This window comes from Paenibacillus aquistagni (assembly GCF_900177815.1).
Lineage (GTDB): Bacteria > Bacillota > Bacilli > Paenibacillales > Paenibacillaceae > Paenibacillus_B > Paenibacillus_B aquistagni.
Genome location: NZ_FXAZ01000001.1, coordinates 186,132 through 207,467, shown reverse-complemented (window position 1 = coordinate 207,467; position 21,336 = coordinate 186,132). Strand labels below are relative to the sequence as shown.

The window sequence follows — 21,336 nt, the reverse complement described above, 5'->3', positions numbered from 1 at the left end:
TCACCTAGCCCCTATCCCCTCATAATGGTAACCCAAAGACTTCAGCCTGCCTGCATTCAGCACATTGCGTCCATCAAATACATAAGGTTCTGTGAGAAGCGGTCTCCAGCTCTCCCAATCTCCCTCCACATATGCCTTCCACTCTGTACATAAGATGACAGCATGTGCGCCAAGCAGTGTTTCTTCAATAGTTGGAAAAGATTTGATAGATGGAAATTGCATCTCCCTTGGCAGCTTTGCTACAGGATCATGCACCTTAAGCAAAGCCCCGTGCTCCATCAGCTCGCTAATGACAGCCAAGGCTGGCGCTTCTCTTAAATCATCCGTCTCCGGCTTAAAGGAAAGACCCAAGATTGCGATCCGCTTCCCTCTTAAGAGACCGAGCTTGCGCTTTACTTTTTTCATCAAATAACGATATTGCGAATGATTGACGTCAACGACTCGCTTTAGGATGCCAAGCTCCGTATTAAGCTCTGCCCCTAGCGACAATAGAGACCTTACATCCTTGGGGAAGCAGGAGCCGCCGTAGCCAATCCCTGCTTGCAGAAACGAGCGCCCGATTCTCGGATCGTATCCCATTCCTTCAGCAACCGTCGTGACGGATACCTCGATTTCATCACACAATCTAGCAAGTTCATTCATATAAGAGATTTTGGCTGCCAAAAAAGCATTCGAGGCGTACTTAATCATTTCTGCGGTCTGAGGATTCGTAAGAACGACGGGACACTCAATAGCATCGAACAGCGCATGCACCTGCTTGCCCGCTGCTTCTGTATCACTCCCAATAATGATGCGATCGGGATGAAAGGCATCGTATACCGCATTGCCCTCTCTTAAAAATTCAGGATTGGATACCACATCAAATGAGATGGGCTTGATTTGCTTCTCCTGTATCCACCGTTTAACCCGCTTTTGCGTGCCTGGCGGGACGGTGCTCTTGATTACGACAAGCTTAGGACTTGACATCTGCTGCCCGATACGTTCAGCAACCTTCCGTACAGCGGATAGATCTGTGCTGCCGTCATAGCGTGATGGTGTTCCCACACATATAAAAATGATCTCATGCTGCTCCACAGCCATTGCATTGGTCGTGAAGGTTAGATGTCCTTCTTGCATCTGCTCTTGAAGAAGCGGCTCTAAGCCCGGTTCATAGAAGGTGAGTACTCCATTCTGCAGCTGCTTAATCTTTCCTTCATCAAGATCAAGCCCTGTTACGTTAGCTCCTAGCTTTGCCAGCAGTATTGCTGTTGTTGCTCCAACATAGCCTGTTCCTATAACCAAAATGTTCATCAAGCATCCCCCTCAAGTGGCGGCACCGCATATTGGCGGCTTACGATTGATCCTTTTAGCTTGCAGCGGCTTAAGAACACTTCTTCCAAGAGGATACTGTCCTCTACCTCACAATCCTTGAGCACAACATGAGGACCAACAACCACATAAGGACCAACCGTACAATGCTCAAGCTTGCTGCTCGGATCGATAAGCACAGGCGGAATGACGGTATTCGTCCCACTTGCATAAGCTCCGCTCTTCTGCCCTGCAAGCTTATCGAGCATCCATCGGTTTGCCTCAAGCCATCGTTCCGTCGTCCCGACATCAGTATGGGAATCATACGTCACGTCATAAGATATCGAATGCTTTTGGTCGATTAGATAAGATATCGCATCCGTCATCTCATACTCCCCTCGCTGCGATGGCGAGATCGAACGAACGGCACTGAAGATCTTGGGGGTAAATGCGTAAGCTCCCATGATGGCTAGATTTGACTTTGGCTGAGCAGGCTTCTCTTCCAATCCAATAATGACTCCGTCTTTAATCTCGACAATGCCATAGTCCTGCGGCTTCGTCACTTCTCCAAGCAGGAGCGCTCCATCGTGACCATTTTGAATGACGGACTGCGTCATCGCCTCCAAGGAGTTCGCGATCAAATTGTCGCCAAGCAAGAGCAAAAACGCATCGTTAGCGATGAACGCCTCCGCTTGTCTGACCGCGTCTGCTATCCCTCTTGGATGATGCTGATAGATGTAGGTTAAGCGGATGCCCCATCGCTCTCCAGTGCCTACAGCATCCAGAAACATGTCGCGCTGTGAAGGCCGAATAACAAGACCAATGTCCGTGATCCCTAGCGCAATGCATTTTTCAATGTTATAAAAAATAAGTGGCTTGTTTGCGACGGGCAAAAGTACTTTGGAGGTTAGGTAAGAGAAAGGCTGGAGCCTGCTGCCTCTGCCTGCACAAAGAATCAACCCTTTCATAGAATTCGCCCCTTCTCTACTACGATATGCATTAAAATATGTGATTTTAAGAGAATCAGTAAGGGCGATTACAGGTTAATAGGGAAAATATACGTCTGTACAACATCAAAACATCCGCGCGTGAATCCCCCTATTTACCCAAGCAACTACATCGAGTTTACATAGAATAGAGTAAATCAAGTATTTCTTTCTACTTCTAAATTAGAGAGGATTGATAAGATTGGAAAAATTCAATAAAGTGAAATCCGAATTGTTAAGCCATTCAATAGAAAATATTGATGACATCGAAGTTGAATATGAAAACGGCAAGTCAGAAAGCTACAATTATGATGATCTCGTCGAGGCAGGTCTTACAGAAGAGAAAGAGTCCTCTCTATTAGCTTGGCTGTCCGATATTGATTGGGACGAAGTTGAAGAGGTAGAAGTAGAGCTTGTGGACGGAACAAAATTCGAGATCGATTTGGATCTTGAAGCAGATGAGGACGAGGATGAGGAAGACGAGGAACTCCTTGTCAGCAGTGATGATGACGATGAGGATGAGGATGAAGATGAGGATGAAGACGACGAATACGATTCCGACGACGAAGATGAGGATGAAGATGACGAATACGATTCCGACGACGAAGATGAGGATGAAGACGACGAGGACGATTCCGACGACAAAGATGAGGATGAAGACGACGAATACGATTCCGACGACGAAGATGAGGATGAAGACGACGAATACGATTCCGACGACGAAGATGAGGATGAAGACGACGAATACGATTCCGACGACGAAGATGAGGATGAAGACGACGAATACGATTCCGACGACGAAGATGAGGATGAAGACGACGAATACGATTCCGACGACGAAGATGAGGATGAAGACGACGAGGACAATTCCGACGACGAAGATGAGGATGAAGACGAAGATGAGGACAGCGTAGACTATGACGATGATGATGAGGATGAAGATGAGGACGACGAGGATGAGGACTAATCCTCTGCGCACTGTTAGATCATGCCGCTTTGACTTCTAAGAAGTTGGAGCGGTATTTCTTTGTCTAGGTGGTCGCGGCTTTCTTTTCTACTATTCCACGGGCATGGTATACTGAGTAGAAAAATTGGATAAAGGATAATGATTGATCATGAAAACGGAACCTAAAAAGGACCCGCGTGTGATCCGCACTCGCCGACTGCTGCAAGATGCCTTCATAACCCTGATGGAAGAGCGGGATCTTGAGCAAATTACGGTTCAGGATATCGTCGATCGAGCAACGATCAAACGGGCTACCTTTTATTTGCACTTTAAGGACAAGCATGAGCTGCTTAATTGCATTGTCGATCAAGTCTTGAAGGAATTGAACTCCGTCGTGAATGTCAAATGGGAGACGATGATCGAAAGCAAATTCACCTCAGACAAGCCCCATCCGCTGTTCGTTGGCATCTTCCATCATATTGCCGAGCACTATCATCTTTACCGTGCGATGCTCGTTACTAATCGTGTCCCCTGCTTCACGGCAGGCCTTTCTGCTGTGCTGCATGAATTTGTTACCTACGGCATTAATCACACCGAGCCGGATGATCAGAACCTTACTGCCAAGCGCGAGGTTATTATTAAATTCGTAGAATCAGCAATCTTGGAGGTTATCATATGGTGGGTGGAGCAGCAGATGCCTTATGACGAGATCGATATGGCAGAACAGATTCTTAATCTTTCGCTCAAAGGCCCCTATATTATTAATCCCGTATCTCGATATTCCTAAAAGCCCTCTTCTAAAGAGAAACAGCCGCTGCCAAGCCTTAGCTGACAGCGGCTGCTGCAATACAATCACCCATGATTAAACTTCAATGAATGATAAAGGTGGATCAAAGGGCTGTCCATCCGCCATCGATGACAAGTTCAGCACCTGTCATAAAGCGAGATTCATCCGAAGCTAGGAACAGCACGCCGTAAGCCTGTTGCTTGATCTCAGTATACAATCGTTTGTCAAATTTGTGAAGTATTATACATCATGTATATTAAATTCTTTTTTAGCCTCCTTCCTATTGGATTGCACATCATGGAGAACCTCGGGCTTCTTTGAAAAAGGTTGATTGGCTTCAAAAATTCACGCTATGTTGAAAAACTGAGCACAAATCCGAGCAGATGAGCATTGAACCTCTTTTCGTTATGTGTCACTATATACAATATCTTTATATTTCAGAGTCTGGTCCACTCTGCAAATGTTCAGAACATTGCTGAAAGTAGGTGTTGGTGGTGTTGGAGCTGCAATCCACACCGAAACGGTGGATGCAAATTAAGCCCTTTCTCTTCTTCACCGTCGTTCTTCTAGTTAAGAGCTGGCTGGCTTGGTTTGTTATTTTTGATGATGGTCCTTCCTGGACGCTGATCTTTAAGGAACTGCCCTTCATTTGGATCTTCTTCTGTCTGATTGAGTGGTTTGCTACCAAACGCAAGATCCCGATCTATCTAACCGTCAATCTCGTTCTGACTGGCATCTTGTTTGCTGTCATTATGTATTATAAGTACTACGGGGTTATCGTGACTTACAAGGCATTGGATCAAGTGAATCAAGTGACAGCGGTTAAAAACAGTGTCTTTTCACTATTAGATCCTTATTTTTTGTTTATTTTTATTGATGTCATTGTGCTCGCAATCTGGCTTTACCGAAGCAATAATGCGAAGAAATGGCGTTCCAAACATTCTGGAAGAGTAAGAAAAAGCACAGTCACTACGGTATTTGTGCTGTCATTGATCGTGTGTATGTTTAACATTTTGCCGAATCGGGCGAGTATGAATGAGCTAGTAAAGGCTGAACAGATGGGGATATTGAATTATGAGGCGTATACGATTCTTTCCGCTGCAAAGAAGCCTGATATGGTTCCTCACACCGAGATCACCCAAGCTTCCATTAATGAGATTAAAAAAGTAAAAACGGTGAATGAACCTAAGCTTCAAGGCATCGCCAAGGAGAAGAACTTGATCATTATTCAACTGGAGTCCTTTCAGAACTTCCTGCTTGGTCTTGAGGTGGATGGGCAAGAAGTAACACCGAATATGAATAAGCTCATGAACGAATCTCTTTATTTTCCAAAATTCTATCAGCAGGTCGGTTCAGGCAATACGTCGGATGCGGAGTTCGTCGTTAACTCCTCCATGTATATTCCTCGAACTGGCGCTGCCTCTCAGATGTATGCGATGAAGGAGCTGCCAAGCTTGCCTAAGTTATTAAAGGCATCGGGCTATCAATCCGCCACCTTCCATACCAATGTCGTCGAATTCTGGAACCGTAAAGAATTGTATGAAGCACTTTCGTTCGATCACTATTATGATGCGGAATACTTTGGCGACGAGGATCAAATATTTTTTGGCGCCTCAGACGAAGTGCTCTATCGGAAGTCGATGACGAAGCTGAAGGACATGGCCAATAGCGGGCAGCCGTTCTATGCGCATGTTCTCTCTATGACAGCGCACCATCCTTATACAACGCCTCCTGAGAAAGACAAGATTGTGCTTCCAGAAGCCTATCAGAAGACGATGGTTGGCGATTACCTAAGAGCGCAGAGCTATGCGGATGCCGCGCTAGGGGAATTCATTACAGAGCTCAAACAATCAGGAATATGGGACAACAGCCTGATCGTTATCTATGGTGATCATCTCGGACTGCCGCTCTACTCTCTCGATCAGCATGAGAAAGATCTGATGGCCGAGATTCACGGACGCGAATACGGCTATGCAGATATGATTAATATTCCGCTGCTTATTCTAGGTGAAGGCATCGAGCCTGAGGTTAGCAGCCACACTGGCGGCCAAGTAGATCTGCTGCCTACAATCGCGAATTTGCTTGGCATTTCGCTTGAGGAGCAAATTCACTTTGGCCAGGATATGGTTAATCAATCCAGCAACCTGCTGCCTGAGCGCTATTATCTGCCTAGCGGTTCCTATGTCAACGATACGACCCTATTCGTATCCGGCAGCGGGTATGAGGACGGAGAAGAGCATCTATTAAAGCAACAAAGTATAGACGCCTTGAACTCCAGCAATGAGGAGTATGAACGAGCCTTGCAGCTCTTAAATCTATCAGACAGCTATGTAGAACAGCTTCCCGAGCGGCAGCCATAGAGCGTATCACAGTCTCAGCTGTCTATGAACATTAGAATGAGCAGGGAGAGCCCTGCTCATTTTTCATATCCGTATCCATATACTTCGATATGAAAGATTAGAAAGATTCACATGATATAAGGATTTATGAATAATTTATGAATGCTCTTCCCTTTATTTTATTTTTCTATCCATTACATGCTCGCCACAGGAGGGTACGACCATGTCAAAGAGCGCCTTGCTTCTTGGTGCAACAGGCCTTGTCGGAGGACATCTGCTCTCACTCTTAACGCTCCGTTATGAACGAATTGTCGTACTAACGAGACGAGAGCTGAACAAGCAGGATGCGGTTTATGAAGAGCATTTGATCGCCTTCGATAAGTTAAAAGAGCACGAATCTTTATTCAACGTGGACGATGTCTACTGCTGTCTGGGGACAACGATCAAAAAGGCAGGTTCTCAAGCTGCCTTTCGCAAGGTGGACTATGATTACCCGCTTGAGGCGGCTCAATGCGCGAAGCGGGCGGGTGCCAAACGCTTTCTGGTCGTTACTGCGATGGGCGCTGACCCGAAGTCGCCTTTCTTCTACAGCCGCGTGAAGGGGGAGCTGGAGGCTTCACTTGAGGAATTGCAGCTTCCTGAGCTGCACATTCTCAAGCCCTCGCTTATACTTGGCGATCGCAAAGAAGAGCGGACTGCAGAGCAGTTCGCCCAGCAGCTGAGCCCGCTCTTCTCATGGATGCTCATCGGTCCGCTTAAGCGCTATCGTCCAATTCAAGCTAAGCATATTGCCATGGCCATGATTGAAGCAGCCAATCGGCAGGAGCCGGGTACTCACCGCTATCGTTCCGATCAGATTGAAGAATGGGCTGCCGGCTATGCGGACTAACGCCATCCTTGGCGCTTAAGCCATGCCTCCGCATGCGTTGTCCACTCCTTCGCATGCGGATGCCCAGAAGCGAGGCCGAGCCCATGTGGTCCGCTCTCATAGATGCAGAGCTCATGGGGCACTCCATGCTGCTTTAGAGCTTCGGCAAAAGCGATGCTGTTCGCAGCAGGAACGGCCTCATCATCAGCCGTATGCCAAATAAACGTCATTGGCGTATCTGAAGTCACATGCCGTTCATGAGACAGCAGCCTTCGCATCTCTTCATCACATGAATTGCCAAGCAAATGGAGAACAGAGCCCTCATGAGCATGTGGAGGCAGAAAAGTGATGACGGGATAGCTTAATATTAGGGCATCGGGTCTGCTGCTCATCTGATTCACAGGGTCTAGCGCATCAGGTTGTCCAAGGTCATATCTTGTTCCCGCTCCAGCAGCAAGATGCCCTCCTGCCGAGAAGCCCATGATTCCGATATGGGATGAATCGATTCTCCATTCCTCTGCATGATAGCGCAGCAGGCGTATCGCGCGTGCAGCTTCAAGCTGCGCCGTAGGAAAGCGATGCGGATGCACGCTGTAATTCAGAACGAATGCCGTCATCCCTAAGCGGTTCAGCCATTTTGCAATCGCTTCTCCTTCATGGCAAGCCCGCATCACGTATCCGCCGCCGGGACAGATTACCCACGCAGCAGCGCGATGATCACCTGCAACTGGATACCAGGTCATCGTTCCCCTTTCATGTTGATTCGCTTGTACTGTGCTACCTTCTGCAGCAATTCCCCACAAAGAAATCGATAAACCTCCCATTCTTACTTCTCCTCCTCAGATGTCGTCATGTTAGGTCAGTGAATGATCCTCCATATCGCTACTGATCATCTTGACAATTCGGGTCTTAACGATGAGACCAGCAGCACCTCTCTATAGTGAACGTTTCGCCAGTCGATTCTCTAATCCTTGTCCTAAACGATACTTTTCGTCAATCATAAACAAAGACCCGACTTCAATAATGAAATCAGGTCTTCTTTGTTGCGATCATGCTATTCCATTTATTAATCCAAAATGCCGGCCATCGGCTCAACACCAAATGCCTTTGCCAGATCAATCAATTCTTGGTTTGTGATGCGCTGTAGGATCGGCTGATTAGAGCTTACGATGAGCATGTAGATTTGAGCAGCCTTTTCGATAGTCTCAATCAAGCCGAACGCTTCATCGATTGTAGTGCCTGTGCCAAAGATTCCATGATGAGGCCAGATCACTGCGCGATGCTTCTTCATCTTCTCCGCTGTAGCACGGCCGATCTCTGTGCTGCCAGGCACCATCCAAGGCAAGATGCCAATGCCGTCTGGGAATACAACCAGGCATTCCGTACACATTTCCCATAATGTTCGCGTGAAGCCCTTCTCATCCAATGCGTGAATAAAGGTCATGGCAATCACATTCGTCGCATGATTATGCATGACCACACGATGGCTCGGATCCATCTTCAATCGTTCAATGTGGCTCATAAAGTGAGAAGGCAGCTCGCTTGTTGGCACCGCATTGCCTTTTAATCCCCACAAAATATCGATGCTCTTGCCGTCCTCCGTTACACGAATTACACCAAGATTATGTTCAGGGTCAGCCATCATATTTTTAAAATACTTGCCAGATCCCGTTACCACAAAATATTTGTTCGCAAGCTCGGACACAGGGAATGTCAGGTTCAGCGTACGATCGATCTTCGTAATGTCGATATATTGCGCCACTTCCGCCTCGTCAACGATATAGCTGACATTGCCGCCGTTGCGCTCATCCCAGCCATTCTTCCACATCGTATACGTAATCTCCATCATTTCACGAAGGAATGGCGCCTTCGCATGCACATCCTGAGCAGTTGGTTTCACGATTGTCAATTGTTCCATCATGATTCTCTCCCTTATTCTCTCTTGAGATCTCTATCTTTATCGTATCAGATCCTGCGCTCAAGTCAACATAAACAAAGGTATAATATGTTTGTTTATATTTGTTTTGTGAATATTTCGTTATAAAAGTACAAAAGCAAAATAAATATTTCTGTTTTTGTAAAATAACCAAATGGGGTAGAATCGCATCTTCTTACGTACGCGATCACCACTAACGCCATTCCTTTGTTGCTTCAGAATGTTGGATCGAATAGGAGTGCTTGCCAGTTCGAGTCCTTCCCCTGTACAATCAGGTTAACAACGGGCGTTTCACAAGGAGGAAGTATGCGCAGCGAAGATATTGCCAAGCTCGCCGGAGTATCCCGAAGTACCGTATCTCGTGTCATTAACAACTATCCGAACGTCCCCGAAGAGACCAGAGTCAAGGTATTGAAGGTCATTGAAGAGCATCACTATGAACCCAATAGTTTTGCTCGCGCCCTTGCAGGCAAGCGTACGGATACCATTGGTTTATTTGCAATAAGTCTAAGCGGCAAAAACATAGGCAATCGGATCTATCAAAATAACTATTTTGCCCCGTTTGTTGAAGCGGTTGTCGATACAGCCAATGCCAAGGGCTTCTATGTCCTTATTCATACTGTATATAGCCGAGAGGACTTTCAAAAGATTAAGCAGGCCTTCATGCAGAAGCGTATTGATGGAGGTATATTGGTTGGCATTCAAGAGGATATCGAGATTGTCCGTGAGCTCTCCGATCTCAACGCGCCTCTTGTCATCATTGACTATGACATTACAGAGATTCTTGCTGAACGGCTCGATAAAGGACATCTGGCTGTCATTAATTCGAAGGATTATGATGGAACCGTTGCGGCTATCGAGCATTTGATTGCCCTTGGGCATCAGGAGATTGGCATCGTGTGCGGTGAGCAGAATACGTATTCCGGCAAGGAACGATACACGGCTTATCTGGATACGATGCGAAAGCATGAATTGACCGTGAAGGATTCCTTTGTGCTGAATGGCCATTTCAGCAAGCAGCGTGCGGCCACGGAGATGAGAAAGCTGCTCGCTTCTAAGGAACTGCCGACTGCAATATTTGCATCTAACGATGACATGGCTCTGTCCATTATTGAAGTGCTGCACGAGCACGGCATTCGGGTTCCAGAACAGATTGCAGTTATCGGCTTTGACGATATTGATCTGGCTTCGAGAACGGTGCCTAAGCTGTCCTCAGTCAAGCTTCCGCTCTATGAGATGTCGAAGGCAGCTGTGCAGAAGATTATCGATATGGTGGGAACCTCAGAGCCATCCTTTAGCACGCTTAGCCTGCCGACTGAGCTTGTTCTCAGAGAATCAAGCGGTTCGAAGCGCTAGCGCCGCGATTGCTTAGACTAGAGCCTGCGAATCAGGTGAGGACATGAATTGATTTCACGAGAGCATTCCTTATACAAGCACATGCACAAAAGGGAATCACGAGAAGCAGCAGCTTCCTGTGATTCCCTTTTGCTATTTTAGCTCTGTGACAGATGGCAATAACGATGTGGCCTGATACAGCCGATGCTCAAGAATATAATCCTCCACCGAGCGCGGCATCAAGTAGCGTGGCAGGCTCGCTCCCATTCGAAGCTCCTCGCGAATATAAGTTGAAGATATCTCAATGGCAAGTCCTTTGTGCAGCAGGTCAAAGTTCATCTCATGACGTCTAAGAAGCGGATTTCTGGCAATAATCTCAAGCATGTCATAACCGCCGCGCGCCATAACAATAAACCGATGCTGGCTAACGAGCTCATCTCCATAACGCCACTCATGCAGATTCGGCAGCAGATCAGCTCCCATGATAAAAAACAGTTCATCCTCAGGGTACTGCTCTTTGAATTGATTCATCGTATGCAGCGTATAATGGGTTCCTGCTGTCGCATCCAACTCGATGCGGCTTGCTTCAAAGAGCGAGGCTCCCTCTTGATTAAGCGGTCCGTCTTGAATGCCAAGCTGAAGCATCTGCCAACGGTGTTCATTATTCGCCTGCAGTTCCTTATCGCTTCTAAGGTCCGCTGAGGGCACAAAGATAACCTTATCCAATCTTCTTCGTTCTGCGATGCTGTATGCTGTGAAGCCATGAGCATTCGTAAACGGATCAAAAGCGCTGCCAAATATGCCAATTCGCAATAGATTCTACCTCCTCTTCGCTACCCTTCCTTCTTCGTGTGCTCTGCAATCAGCTTCATCTTCGTATCCCACACCTGTTGGCTAAGATCCACAGGATAGCGTTCAGGATTCAGATTGCGCATGTATTCATTCCAGAATAATCCCTTCTGCTCAGCATGATATGCCCTCAGCTCATCAAGGGCGGGAGCAGCCGTTGTGCGCTCTCCCTTGCTGAACACCAGCTCATGAAGCGGCACCGCGTCAAAGTCGGTCACAAACTTATGCAGATACGTATGAATAGGATCGAACAGCTTTAGCTTCTCTACTCCCTCAAGACTCTCCTCCACATCCATGAGATAATCGGCTTCTGCACGGCCGGAATGCCGGTTGATGATCCGCATCAATTGCTTGCGTCCAGGCGTCGTAACCTTTTCTGGATTGCCGGATATTTTAATGGTTGGCACCCATTCATTTCCTTCAAGCTTCGCTACCAGCTTGTAGACCCCGCCAAGTGATGGCGAATCCTGGGCCGTAATCAGCTTGGTGCCAACCCCCCATGTATCGATGCGCGCGCCTTGCGACAGCAGGCTCTGAATCGTGTACTCATCAAGATCGTTTGATGCGACGATCTTCACTTCTGGCAAGCCTGCCTCATCAAGCATTCTTCTTGCTTCACGCGACAAATATGCAAGATCGCCGCTGTCGAGACGAATGCCTCTTAACGTCTTCCCCTGTTCCTTCAGCTTATGTCCAACCTTAATTGCATTAGGCACTCCGCTCTTGAGGGTATCATAGGTATCGACGAGCAAAGTGACGTGGTCTGGCAGCGCATTGGCGTAGGCCTCGAAGGCAGCCAGCTCGGTTCTGGCATCCTGTACAAAAGCGTGCGCATGAGTGCCTTTGGTAGGAATGCCGAACAGCTTGCCTGCCAGCAGATTGCTCGTCGCATCAAAGCCGCCGATGACAGCAGCTCGTGCTCCCCAGAGCGCAGCCGAAGCTTCTTGCGCGCGTCTTGTCCCAAACTCAAGCAGGATGCCGTCATTTGCAACCTGCTTGATGCGAGCCGCCTTGGTTGCGATCAAGGTCTGATAATTCATAAAGTTAAGAATCGCCGTCTCCACGAGCTGGATCTCGAACAAGCGCCCCTCCACACGAATAAGCGGCTCGTTTGGGAACACGATCGTGCCCTCCTTCACCGAGTACACCTCTCCTGTAAAGGAAAATTGCCGCAGCTCCTGAAGGAATTCTTCATCATACTGCTCCTCTTGCTCTCTTAAATAAGCAATATCGCTCTCATCAAAGCGGAGCCCTTCCAAATATTGAAGAATGCGTTCAAGTCCAGCAAATACTGCATAGCCGCCTTGAAATGGATTTTTACGATAATACGCCTCGAAAGCTCTTATCTTATGATGATTGCCATTCTTCCAGTGCGCGTACATCATATTAATTTGATATTTATCCGTGTGCAAAGTTAAATGATTCTGATCCATGCTCTGGACACTCCCTTCAAAAATGAGCCCTCAACGCTGATACTCCCATTATGCTCAGGCTGGAACATCACATACACCATGATGCCTAAGCGCCAACTTTAATCTTGTTGCGGCGAGATATCGCCATACAGAGACAGAACAGGTTCATAGCCCTCTACGAAGCGGTACAACTGGGCTGGACGCTGCGAGTAGGCCGTGGAGAACTTGCCTTCCACAGGTTCTATGATAGGGTGGCTCTTCGTCATTAACAGCTTGCGTATAAAGTTTGATTTTGTCATTGCGTATTCAGGCACGACCGTCTGGATTACCTGCAGCAGCTCCGCTATGGTGAATTCAGGATCGAGCAGTTCGCGGGCTATCGTCGTGCTTAGCATCTGGCGCTCGGTATGCTTCAGCGCATCTCGAATAATATCGCGATGATCGAAGGCAAGCTCTAGCGAAAGTGCTTCTTCGATAGAAAACAGCCCTACTTCTTCTGCATCATCTTGTGCCGTCCGCTTCGCCAGATAGCGTTCATTAAGGAGCGCTACGAATGCCGCTGAGATGACCCAGCCGCGCTTATCCCTCCCTGGCGTGTCATACAGCCCTAGCAGCTCAAAATGAATGCGATCAAGCCCTGTCTCTTCCTTCAATTCGCGCTTCGCTGCCTCATAGAGCGTCTCCTGGGGTGAGGAAAATCCACCCGGAAGCGCCCATTTCCCTCGATCAGGATGGCCTTTTCTCTTAATCAACAGCACCTTGAGCTCGCGCTTAGGAAGACTCTTCGTGCTGCCGGCAACCGGCTCGCTTGATATCGTAAACAGCACGATATCAGCTGGAACACCGATAGGGCGCTCATATCGGCTTGGGTCGTAAGACTGTAGAAATTGCGCTTCTGTTATATTCGATTCACTCATGAACAACACCTCATATTCACATCCATGCATGGATTGTTAGTCGTATCATAATGGAATAAAAACGGAATGTCAATATACTCAATTCAATAATATTGTTTTAATTAATTGAAATCAAACTAAACCGTGTGGTATCGCCACAGCAGCTACTGTAATAATCAGCACCGTTCCCCTGTTCCACGTTTGCAGAAAAGCGCCATCACAATGGGCAAATATCGATGTTGCCCGTATGTATCGCAGTCCAAATGTCGGCTTCCGTTCTCAGCCAGCCACAGCTTATCATAGACAAAATGGCTTTAATCGATTTCAATAGATAGAGAATACACTAACCCGATCTGCTCCTCGCAGCATACAGTTGATGTTTTAAATCTGTACCGGCTCGCTGCAAGATTGAAGATGACTTCATCAGGCATTTGTTTTCAAAAAGCACTTATTCTCAGAAGCTCATGAACAGCTCACATACAACCTATACCGTAAGAAGGAGAGATTGCATGACAACCGCCATTCACGATGTACCTGTGCCTCGTTCCAGCAAATGGGCAGCTTGTGCCTTTATGCTGCTGCTCATGTTAAGCCTGCTCATGCCCAATGTGGCTGGGGCAGCCTCACTGCCAGCCAAGGAAGGGCTCGTTCTGGACACGGCAGGGATGATTCCTAAAGAGTCCGTATCATACATTAAGCAGGCTGCACAAGGTAACACGTATACCTATTACCTGCTCACGATAGACAGTTTTGATGGCGAAATTCCAAGCGATTATGCGACCTCTGTCTATCAAGCGTGGAAGCTGACTGCGGACGATGTCCTCATAGTGCTCTCAAAACAGGATCGTCGGGTGGAGATGAACTTCAACAACAGCGCCCTGCAGGAAAAAATTGATGCCCTGCCCGATGATTACAATGGGGATGGCCAGGTCGGTCAGAAGCTCAGCGAATTCGTCGATGCACACTTTATCCCTGAAGCTAAAAAAGGCAACTTTGCACGCGCCGCCATCGCGCTTATGCAGGCAGCTGAAGGGCTGAAGGCACCCTCCAGTTCCTCCAATTCTGCCGGAGAAGCCGTTGGCAGCGGGAGCAATGACCCTGATGCATCGGGTGCTGACGCATCAAACAACAGCGGCCAGAAGCAGCCAACTGAAGCTTGGCCTGTCAAAGGGCCTAGCATCGCCGAGCGCATGCAAAGCCTGCCTTGGCCAACGATCGCACTTACGCTAGTCGTGATAGCGCTGTTGATTCCAATCCTGCTGTTCGTAATCCGCTTGATTGCATATAAGCGCTTACTATCCCAGCTGCCAGCCGCTATGGCTGAAGCCAGCAGTGGCTTGAGCAGGGTTCAATCCTTTGCCAGCTTATATCAAGGACATACGTTACAGAGCGCCAAGGAGATCGAAGCACAGCTGACCGATAATTTGATTGTCGTGCAGCATGCCTGGGAGGACCTTGGAAGAACCAAGCTTGTGAAGCTGCTCACCTCAACCTATGTTAAAAAGTACCAAGAGACGAAGACGCTGCTTGGCTCGCGCAATGAGAGCAACAAACAGCTGCACGCACGCATAACTGGCATCGAAGAGACGGAAAAAGAACTCGTTCAAGGCTTGCAGGACAGTCGAGAACGAATGCAGCAGCTTGAACACCTGTATCGTTCTGAGCAGCATGCTAGAGGCTGGCCGCTTACTCGTCTTGAAGAACGCGCTCATCATATCATCCAGCAGCTGCAGGCTGTAGATGATATGGACGCCTTTGATCCCGTAGGCGCTGATGAGCTGATGGGCCAGGTTCAAGCCTTGCTGCAGCGCTATGACAGCGATGTCCAAGCCATTGCTTCATTCGCAGAATCCTATCGCGCATTTCCTGAAGCAAGACAGCAAGCTGTGCAGGACATAGAAGCGATTGTGACGGAGCAGAAGCTGAAGCTTATTCGCATTGACCCGTATGGTACATTAGCACGTGCCGAGCAGCTGAACGAGCAGATGCTAAGCGAACTGAAGGAAGGCAATATGCCTGAGGCGGTGAAGCATGCGGAAGCAAGAACGCAGCTTGTGAAGGACGCCGTGCAGATGACGCAAAGATTGAAGGAGCTGAAGCTTCGCAACAGCAAGGATATCGTGGATCTGAAGGAACAGATCCTCGCCTATTCCAAGCTCGACGTCTCCACCCATTCTTGGTCGTCTCATGCGGAGCAGCTCTATCGCAAGAAGCACTGGGAATCCGAGTGGCTGCAAGGCGATTATGGGCGAAAGGCCATTGCAGAGGCCTCACAAGAGCTGCCTCGGATTGAGCATTTGAGCTCCGAAGAGATACAAGAATACGAAGAAGCGCGCCAAGCGCTTGATCTGCATATGAAAGAAGTTCAAGCGCAGCACGAGCAGGCCAAGGCGTTTGAAGCCTTGATTCATGGGCTGGATCAATCCATGGAGCAAGCAAGGCGTCTGCAATCTAGAGGCGACCAAGCCTATGAGAAAGGGCAGAGCTTAATCGCGCGCCATCATCTGGTCCGCATGTGGTCGCAAGAGGAGAATGCACTGTCGAAGTTAAAGGCTGGAGTTCAGCAGATGAACGCTGCACCTCCTTATGATGTCGAGCTGCTCACGGAGGTGGCATCCGAGTATCAAACGCGAGCGGAGAAGTATCTCCAGCAAGTCGAATACGCTTCTGTGCAAAAGAAAAATGCGGAGCGAGAGATCGAACAGCTCGAACGCCGCTATCAATCCACATATCGTAAGGTGCAGCGCAAGATTCATGTCTCACGCTATCATTCCCAGCATTCGAGCATTATGTCCAGCGTGGATAACCTCATGAGACGAGGCGCTTATGATCAAGCAGCAAGAGAAGCGGCAGTCATGGCGGGACTCATCTCCTCTATGGAGTCTGCCTACCAGTCCGTGCTGGCTGAAGAGCGCCGCAAGGAGGAGGCAAGGCGAGCAGAGCAGCAAAGACGCGAGCAGGCGCAGAACAGCCAGTCCAATGGTTCCTCTTGGAGCAATAGCTCTGGCGGTTCTAGTTGGGGCAGCGGTTCCAACAGCTCTGGCGGCGCAAGCTTCGGCTCTGACAACAAAAATAACAATCAGTCCTCCGGGGGCTCGAACTGGTAAGTTCAACTTCCCTAACTGGACTGCATTCATGCCATACCAAAAGACCTTCGTCCAGCATTCCCTGTACGAAGGTCTTTCCTTTGTTGCTATGCGATTCTGTATGAGCTCAGCTATCGCACTTACACCTGCCGCTGCCTGCCGCATAGCAGGCAGCACCAAATATTAATCTTTGCTCGGCTTATAGGAATGATTCGACTCAAGGGCTTCCGCCAAATGCTTTACCTGTGCATCCGACATCTCTTGATCTCCATAACGCGCCTCATTATACGCATGGGATAATGCCTTTAAGCTGTCCGGGCTCGCGCTTGGCTGCTGCTCCGCAATTCCTTGCAGCGTCTCAGAAGGCGTTAAATAACGGTGCGGCTCATAACCCGCCTTGACAGCCCGCCTCACTTGGTCGCGATATAGAAACCTTATCCGTTCCTTATTCGTTGCATAATCCTCTAACCGCGGCGTTCTCCTGCGAAGCTTCACAGCCGCCTTCATGATTGGATTCGTTAAGCGATGACGAAGCTGCTCCCACTGGAATAGATCGGTCTCTTCATCCACATAGCCTCGACTCGCTTCTGCTCGATCCTTCTTTGCCCACAGCAGCATAAGCCGCTTCCATAAGCCTGGCATCCAGGTCTTTATCAGCTTCTTGAGCACGATCCCTAGCACCCAGATGGTTAGCGCCGCAATGATAAGCCAGCCTGCTCCGATCATGAGCCGCTCCATCAGCTTCGCAAATGCGCTTGGCTCCTTCGCCTCACCCAAGCCTGACAGAAAATCGTTCGCGCTGGGGCCAGGTGGCGGCGGCGGGGGAGCTTCCACCGTCTCTCCGGGCCTTAACAGCATCGCGATGAACCGATGAAGCAGGCTTGACACCTCGTCCATGAAGGAGCTAAAGAAAATCAGCACCATGACCACGATGCCAAGCACTAGATAAGCCAGATAACGGCGATTAAAGGAAGCTATCGAACGGGGAAGCTGTCCATTCCCGCCATGAAGCGCCCGATTTGCTCGAACCAGCTGATGATGATTCAAGTAAAACAGCAGCGTAAGCAAGGATATCATTCCGGTAATAGACAAGTACCCTTGCAGCACGAAGAGCGACTCCACATAGTGAGCTGCGGCATAACTAATCAGGGTAAGAGCAATCCCGGCAAACTGCCACTGCTTTTCAAGCATCGCATAAGACCTTGACCCGGCTTGGATACCTCGGGCAAGCAGCATATATCCAAGCATTCCTGCAGCACCCTGCTGCCATGTGAAGTATTCCTGCAGGATACCCGCCGCTGCAAGAGCCATAGCTCCTACCGACAGGAGCAATATCCATAGGTTCTCCCGCCTCCATCGCACGATCACGCCCCACGCCGCACCAATAAGTGCACTAAGCGGGTACCACACGAACAACCATAACCCCCGCTCCCCTTCAGTTAGCAAGAGACAGCAGGTAATGCCGAACACAGGGAAGAACAGAATATATTCATGCCACACAGCAAGCACTCTTTGCCAAGCAAGCCGCACTTGTCCTCGTTCTTGTCCTTTCATGCGCTGGCGGCCTCCTCGCTTGTGACCTTCTGCTGAGAAGAATGGAGCCTCAGCACATCAATCGTGTTGCCGCGTTGACGAATCAATCGAAAGCTCGCCTCTGCTTCATGCGGCTCAATCGGACTAATAATCAAGAAGTCAACGTTCGATGCGTTCTCCCACTCCTTCATCATCGTCACAAAGGACAGTGACAGCTCCAGCCTAAGCTTCGCCATCGCCTCCATCATCGCCTGCAGATGATGAGTGCCGGCTGCCATTGGAATATGCAGCATCTGCCCCTTCGGCGTATCCGGTAAATAGGCGTTGCAGGCAAAGCCCGTCTCAATTCCCTGCTGAATCGATACATGCGCGAGGGACGCAGCATAAGACAACGCCTGCTCCACAAGCTCCGGCTTCGTTACCTTATCCCACATCTTCTCATCGGTCTCTACATTAACCACGATCATCAGCTTGCGATCCGCGGTGTAATCAAGCTGATGCACCTGCAGGGATTGTGCCCGCGCCGTTGCCTTCCAGTGGACAGACTTGAGAGAGTCGCCTGCCTGATAAGGCCTTACCCCTGATTTCCAGAAGGGGTCCTCCATCATCCAGCGCCGCACTGTAACATCGCCAATCCAGCTCTTGTTGGAGAACGGAATATCGCGCGGCTGAACAATCTCGGGGTACACCATGAGCTCGATGTTCAGCGGAATCTGCTTGACCTTCTCCGACACCCCAAACAAATCTCCTACGGTAAGCGTTGCCGTGTCCACCTTATAAATCCCCCGCTTGGTGCAGGTGAGCTGATGCTTGCGCACAATCTGACGATAGCCATTTAAAGAAAACAGGCTCTTGTGGTTCTGAGACACATCCCCCATGCTGATCTCCAGATTCGACTGGCTGTCGAACTGCAGGGAGCTTGGAATCATCGACTCCAAGCGGACCCATGGCAGCGGCAGCAGCTTGTCGTTGCGTATCGTCTCCACCATCTCCAGCCTCTCTCCCGCGTATAAGCGGTCCTTCGTGAAGTGTCGCGCATAGCTTAGCCGCCTTAACGACAAGCGGTCATACAAGAAGCCAATTGCCGCTGCAGCAAGCCCTGCACACAGTAACAACCAATGAAGAGGCATCATGCGTCACTCCGATGCGACAGGCTCAGCTGGAACCGCAACCTGCCTCATGATGGATTGCAGCGCCTGTTCAGCCTGCGTCTCTCGTGAATGCTGATGGTGATGGAACAGCAAGCGATGGGACAGCACAGGAGCAAGCATCGCTTTCACATCATCTGGAATAACATAATCCCTTCCCTTCACAATCGCATACGCCTGAACCGCTCGAAGCAGAGCTTGGCTCGCACGCGGACTCGCCCCAAGTGCAATATCAGGATGCTGTCTGGTTGCTTCCACCAAGCGAACAATATAAGCAAGGATGGCATCTTCGACGCGTACATTCACATAATACTGTTGTGCAGCAATGATTTCTTCCTGCGCTGCTACAGGTTCTATCGCAGCGAGCGGATCTTCCGTACGGAAGCGCTTCAGAATATCGACCCCTTCTTCAAAGGTCGGATAGCCCATCTTGAGCTTCAGCATGAAGCGGTCCAGCTGCGCTTCCGGCAAAGGGAAGGTCCCATAATTATCAAGCGGATTCTGCGTCGCTAATACTAAAAAAGGCTTATCCAGAACGTAAGTCTCCCCATCAATGCTGACCTGACGCTCCTCCATGCACTCAAGCAAGCTTGATTGCGTTCTTGGCGTCGCCCGGTTAATCTCATCAGCGAGCAGGATATTCGTAAATATCGGTCCTGGACGGAAATGAAATTCCCCGCTCTTCTGGCTGTATACATTCATGCCTGATAGATCCGTAGGCAATAGGTCTGGCGTAAATTGTATGCGCTTGAACTGACCATCTATACTCTTGGCTATCGCTTTAGCAAGCAAGGTCTTCCCCGTTCCAGGCACATCCTCCAGCAGGACATGGCCGCCTGTAAACAAGGCGACAAAAAGCAGCTCCATCGTTTCCTGCTTGCCCACAATCACCTTTTCTACATTCTGTTTCATTCGTTGAGCAAGCTCCGTAATCGCTGTACGCTCCATAATTCCCCTCCTAATGGTCAAAAACAGCCAAAAGACCAAAAGCCCGCTGTTCACATGTATAAGTCGTAAGTGCTTACATTTACCTCGTCAAAGCATGGTCTAGCCGCATGCCTTCCTTTTTACCCAACCTTCTTCCACTTCGACAGACGCTTGGATTCTCCTCTTTTATCCCTCATGCGCTATGGCTTGCAATTTCATGAAAGCTTCATTTGCAGGCGCAAGCCCACTCCGCTACAATAGAAGTAGAAGCGCTGTCTGCTGCTTGCAGCAGAAGCATGGGAAGGAAGTTGATTAATGATGGCGAACACCCATACTTACTCTCGCGGAGAAGAGATTGCAAATGCCATAACCCACGGCATCGGTGTCGTCCTCAGTATCGCTGCATTGACACTGCTTATTGTCTTTGCCGCGATCTATGGGGGGCCAATGCATGTGGTCAGTTTCACCATTTACGGGATCACGATGCTGCTTCTTTACACCGCATCAACCTTGGTGCACAGCTTCCCTGAGGGGAAAGTCAAAGACTTGTTCGAGACCTTTGACCACTCATCCATCTACCTGTTTATCGCAGGAACCTACACCCCGATCGTACTGATCGCTTTGCCGCCTAAGCTCGGATGGACGCTATTTGGCATCGTGTGGGCCATTGCTGTAGGAGGTGTCGTGTTCAAGGCATTCTTCACCAAGAAGTTTCTCTTTGCCTCAACAGCCCTGTACCTGTTAATGGGCTGGATTATCGTCATTGCATGGGGACCGCTTACGAGCACCATGCCAGCTGTTGGGCTTAATCTTCTCGTAACGGGCGGAATTCTATATTCCGTAGGAACCATCTTCTATGTGTGGCGGGCTTTTCCGTTCCATCACATGATCTGGCATTTGTTCGTGCTGGCCGGTTCCATCACTCATTTCTTAAGCGTGCTGACGCTTGTACAAGTTTAGTTAGGTACGACGACAAAGACAATTACGGCCAGAGGTTATGG

17 protein-coding genes and 1 pseudogene are annotated in these 21,336 nt (G+C 49.0%); 7 read left to right on the top strand and 11 right to left on the bottom strand.

Translation table 11 applies throughout. The annotated features are described in order from the left end of the window. Entirely contained in the window at positions 1-1,290 is a 1,290-nt protein-coding gene (locus B9Y93_RS00930) for a UDP-glucose dehydrogenase family protein (protein WP_085492489.1), read from the bottom strand. Further along, positions 1,290-2,255, bottom strand: coding sequence for a sugar phosphate nucleotidyltransferase (locus B9Y93_RS00925; protein ID WP_085492488.1), 966 nt, complete (start codon positions 2,253-2,255; stop codon positions 1,290-1,292). Before B9Y93_RS00925 ends, B9Y93_RS00930 begins: the two co-directional genes overlap by 1 nt. Positions 2,256-2,475: 220 nt before the next feature. Between B9Y93_RS00925 and B9Y93_RS00920 the strand changes: the two genes are divergently transcribed. After that, a complete protein-coding gene (locus tag B9Y93_RS00920; protein ID WP_176228809.1) occupies positions 2,476-3,240 on the top strand; it encodes a hypothetical protein in 765 nt (254 codons plus the stop codon). Positions 3,241-3,388: 148 nt separating this feature from the next. After that, the gene (locus tag B9Y93_RS00915) at positions 3,389-4,006 is read left to right on the top strand and encodes a TetR/AcrR family transcriptional regulator (RefSeq protein ID WP_085492487.1); all 618 of its coding nucleotides are present in this window, start codon (positions 3,389-3,391) and stop codon (positions 4,004-4,006) included. 103 nt (positions 4,007-4,109) lie between these two features. On the opposite strand, the pseudogene B9Y93_RS24305 reads toward B9Y93_RS00915, so the two are convergent. Continuing rightward, positions 4,110-4,214 (bottom strand): annotated as a pseudogene (locus B9Y93_RS24305) (SDR family oxidoreductase); the annotation flags it as partial. A 319-nt stretch (positions 4,215-4,533) separates the two neighbouring features. Between B9Y93_RS24305 and B9Y93_RS00905 the strand changes: the two are divergent. Continuing rightward, on the top strand, positions 4,534-6,366 hold the full coding sequence (locus tag B9Y93_RS00905; protein ID WP_176228870.1) for an LTA synthase family protein: 1,833 nt from the start codon (positions 4,534-4,536) through the stop codon (positions 6,364-6,366). 202 nt (positions 6,367-6,568) lie between these two features. Then, a complete protein-coding gene (locus B9Y93_RS00900) occupies positions 6,569-7,234 on the top strand; it encodes an NAD(P)H-binding protein (protein WP_085492486.1) in 666 nt (221 codons plus the stop codon). On the opposite strand, the gene B9Y93_RS00895 is transcribed toward B9Y93_RS00900, so the two are convergent. Then, positions 7,231-8,037: an alpha/beta hydrolase gene (locus B9Y93_RS00895; protein WP_085492485.1), complete on the bottom strand. Its 807-nt coding sequence runs from the start codon at positions 8,035-8,037 to the stop codon at positions 7,231-7,233. The two genes, B9Y93_RS00900 and B9Y93_RS00895, sit on opposite strands and share 4 nt — an antisense overlap. Before the next feature lie 242 nt (positions 8,038-8,279). Next, the gene (gene rhaD / locus B9Y93_RS00890; RefSeq protein ID WP_085492484.1) at positions 8,280-9,131 is read right to left on the bottom strand and encodes a rhamnulose-1-phosphate aldolase; all 852 of its coding nucleotides are present in this window, start codon (positions 9,129-9,131) and stop codon (positions 8,280-8,282) included. A 324-nt stretch (positions 9,132-9,455) separates the two neighbouring features. On the opposite strand from rhaD, the gene B9Y93_RS00885 reads away from it, so the two are divergent. Continuing rightward, on the top strand, positions 9,456-10,505 hold the full coding sequence (locus B9Y93_RS00885; protein ID WP_085492483.1) for a LacI family DNA-binding transcriptional regulator: 1,050 nt from the start codon (positions 9,456-9,458) through the stop codon (positions 10,503-10,505). A 132-nt stretch (positions 10,506-10,637) separates the two neighbouring features. Here B9Y93_RS00885 and nadD read toward each other — a convergent pair whose 3' ends face one another. From nadD to B9Y93_RS00870, 3 genes are all read right to left on the bottom strand, one after another. Next, a complete protein-coding gene (gene nadD / locus B9Y93_RS00880; RefSeq protein ID WP_085492482.1) occupies positions 10,638-11,297 on the bottom strand; it encodes a nicotinate (nicotinamide) nucleotide adenylyltransferase in 660 nt (219 codons plus the stop codon). 20 nt (positions 11,298-11,317) lie between these two features. Beyond that, positions 11,318-12,766: a nicotinate phosphoribosyltransferase gene (locus B9Y93_RS00875; protein ID WP_085492481.1), complete on the bottom strand. Its 1,449-nt coding sequence runs from the start codon at positions 12,764-12,766 to the stop codon at positions 11,318-11,320. A gap of 98 nt (positions 12,767-12,864) precedes the next feature. After that, positions 12,865-13,662 carry an NUDIX domain-containing protein gene (locus B9Y93_RS00870; protein ID WP_085492480.1) on the bottom strand — a complete coding sequence of 266 codons (798 nt, stop codon included), beginning with the start codon at positions 13,660-13,662 and terminating at the stop codon, positions 12,865-12,867. Between the two features lie 488 nt (positions 13,663-14,150). Here B9Y93_RS00870 and B9Y93_RS00865 point away from each other — a divergent pair, with 488 nt between their 5' ends. Continuing rightward, positions 14,151-16,748: a TPM domain-containing protein gene (locus tag B9Y93_RS00865; protein ID WP_176228808.1), complete on the top strand. Its 2,598-nt coding sequence runs from the start codon at positions 14,151-14,153 to the stop codon at positions 16,746-16,748. 162 nt (positions 16,749-16,910) lie between these two features. Here B9Y93_RS00865 and B9Y93_RS00860 read toward each other — a convergent pair whose 3' ends face one another. From B9Y93_RS00860 to B9Y93_RS00850, 3 genes are read right to left on the bottom strand one after another with little or no spacing between them, the layout of a single operon-like run. Beyond that, the gene (locus B9Y93_RS00860) at positions 16,911-18,281 is read right to left on the bottom strand and encodes a DUF4129 domain-containing protein (protein ID WP_085492478.1); all 1,371 of its coding nucleotides are present in this window, start codon (positions 18,279-18,281) and stop codon (positions 16,911-16,913) included. Continuing rightward, positions 18,278-19,393 carry a DUF58 domain-containing protein gene (locus tag B9Y93_RS00855; RefSeq protein WP_244903258.1) on the bottom strand — a complete coding sequence of 372 codons (1,116 nt, stop codon included), beginning with the start codon at positions 19,391-19,393 and terminating at the stop codon, positions 18,278-18,280. The genes B9Y93_RS00860 and B9Y93_RS00855 overlap by 4 nt, the downstream gene beginning before the upstream one ends. A gap of 3 nt (positions 19,394-19,396) precedes the next feature. Continuing rightward, positions 19,397-20,356: an AAA family ATPase gene (locus tag B9Y93_RS00850; RefSeq protein ID WP_085492476.1), complete on the bottom strand. Its 960-nt coding sequence runs from the start codon at positions 20,354-20,356 to the stop codon at positions 19,397-19,399. A gap of 297 nt (positions 20,357-20,653) precedes the next feature. On the opposite strand from B9Y93_RS00850, the gene trhA reads away from it, so the two are divergent. Beyond that, positions 20,654-21,295 carry a PAQR family membrane homeostasis protein TrhA gene (gene trhA / locus B9Y93_RS00845; protein WP_085493903.1) on the top strand — a complete coding sequence of 214 codons (642 nt, stop codon included), beginning with the start codon at positions 20,654-20,656 and terminating at the stop codon, positions 21,293-21,295. Positions 21,296-21,336: the final 41 nt, after the last annotated feature.

What these genes read in the sequence shown, in the direction of transcription:
- B9Y93_RS00860 (WP_085492478.1), bottom strand. Translation starts at nt 18,281, where the DNA reads ATGAAAGGACAAGAACGAGGACAAGTGCGGCTTGCTTGGCAAAGAGTG.
- B9Y93_RS00900 (WP_085492486.1), top strand. Translation starts at nt 6,569, where the DNA reads ATGTCAAAGAGCGCCTTGCTTCTTGGTGCAACAGGCCTTGTCGGAGGA.
- trhA (WP_085493903.1), top strand. Translation starts at nt 20,654, where the DNA reads ATGGCGAACACCCATACTTACTCTCGCGGAGAAGAGATTGCAAATGCC.
- B9Y93_RS00915 (WP_085492487.1), top strand. Translation starts at nt 3,389, where the DNA reads ATGAAAACGGAACCTAAAAAGGACCCGCGTGTGATCCGCACTCGCCGA.
- B9Y93_RS00930 (WP_085492489.1), bottom strand. Translation starts at nt 1,290, where the DNA reads ATGAACATTTTGGTTATAGGAACAGGCTATGTTGGAGCAACAACAGCA.
- B9Y93_RS00925 (WP_085492488.1), bottom strand. Translation starts at nt 2,255, where the DNA reads ATGAAAGGGTTGATTCTTTGTGCAGGCAGAGGCAGCAGGCTCCAGCCT.
- B9Y93_RS00895 (WP_085492485.1), bottom strand. Translation starts at nt 8,037, where the DNA reads ATGGGAGGTTTATCGATTTCTTTGTGGGGAATTGCTGCAGAAGGTAGC.
- B9Y93_RS00855 (WP_244903258.1), bottom strand. Translation starts at nt 19,393, where the DNA reads ATGATGCCTCTTCATTGGTTGTTACTGTGTGCAGGGCTTGCTGCAGCG.
- B9Y93_RS00865 (WP_176228808.1), top strand. Translation starts at nt 14,151, where the DNA reads ATGACAACCGCCATTCACGATGTACCTGTGCCTCGTTCCAGCAAATGG.
- B9Y93_RS00870 (WP_085492480.1), bottom strand. Translation starts at nt 13,662, where the DNA reads ATGAGTGAATCGAATATAACAGAAGCGCAATTTCTACAGTCTTACGAC.
- B9Y93_RS00850 (WP_085492476.1), bottom strand. Translation starts at nt 20,356, where the DNA reads ATGGAGCGTACAGCGATTACGGAGCTTGCTCAACGAATGAAACAGAAT.
- rhaD (WP_085492484.1), bottom strand. Translation starts at nt 9,131, where the DNA reads ATGGAACAATTGACAATCGTGAAACCAACTGCTCAGGATGTGCATGCG.
- B9Y93_RS00875 (WP_085492481.1), bottom strand. Translation starts at nt 12,766, where the DNA reads ATGGATCAGAATCATTTAACTTTGCACACGGATAAATATCAAATTAAT.
- B9Y93_RS00905 (WP_176228870.1), top strand. Translation starts at nt 4,534, where the DNA reads ATGCAAATTAAGCCCTTTCTCTTCTTCACCGTCGTTCTTCTAGTTAAG.
- B9Y93_RS00885 (WP_085492483.1), top strand. Translation starts at nt 9,456, where the DNA reads ATGCGCAGCGAAGATATTGCCAAGCTCGCCGGAGTATCCCGAAGTACC.